The 700-nt window shown below is 56.7% G+C and carries 1 rRNA gene; it reads left to right on the top strand.

Annotated elements, in window-relative coordinates:
- Positions 1-700 (top strand): 23S ribosomal RNA (locus tag QSK36_RS43040); the annotation flags it as partial.

The following is a 700-nucleotide window of genomic DNA, read 5'->3' as shown; positions in this document are numbered from 1 at the left end:
CCCGGTGAGGGGTCGTGAAATAGTACCTGAAACCGTGTGCCTACAAGCCGTAGGAGCGTAGTCGTCTTCGGGCGGCTGTGATGTGACTGCGTGCCTTTTGAAGAATGAGCCTGCGAGTTATGGTGTGTGGCGAGGTTAACCCGTGTGGGGGAGCCGTAGCGAAAGCGAGTCTGAATAGGGCGTTTGAGTCGCATGCTGTAGACCCGAAGCGGGGTGATCTACGCATGGGCAGGTTGAAGCGTGGGTAAGACTGCGTGGAGGACCGAACCCACCAGGGTTGAAAACCTGGGGGATGACCTGTGTGTAGGGGTGAAAGGCCAATCAAACTCCGTGATAGCTGGTTCTCCCCGAAATGCATTTAGGTGCAGCGTTACGTGTTGCTTGCCGGAGGTAGGGCTCTGGATGGCTGATGGGCCCGACAAGGTTACTGACGTCAGCCAAACTTCGAATGCCGGTAAGTTGAGCGTGGCAGTGAGACTGCGGGGGATAAGCTCCGTGGTCGAGAGGGAAACAGCCCAGATCACCGACTAAGGCCCCTAAGCGTGTGCTAAGTGGGAAAGGATGTGGAGTCGCAGTGACAACCAGGAGGTTGGCTTAGAAGCAGCCACCCTTGAAAGAGTGCGTAATAGCTCACTGGTCAAGTGATTCTGCGCCGACAATGTAGCGGGGCTCAAGTACACCGCCGAAGTCGTGGCACCAC

The sequence above is a fragment of the Microbispora sp. NBRC 16548 genome (assembly GCF_030268985.1).
GTDB lineage: Bacteria > Actinomycetota > Actinomycetes > Streptosporangiales > Streptosporangiaceae > Microbispora > Microbispora catharanthi.
The sequence above is the reverse complement of the archived record's forward strand: the minus strand, read 5'-3'. Positions and strand labels throughout refer to the sequence as shown.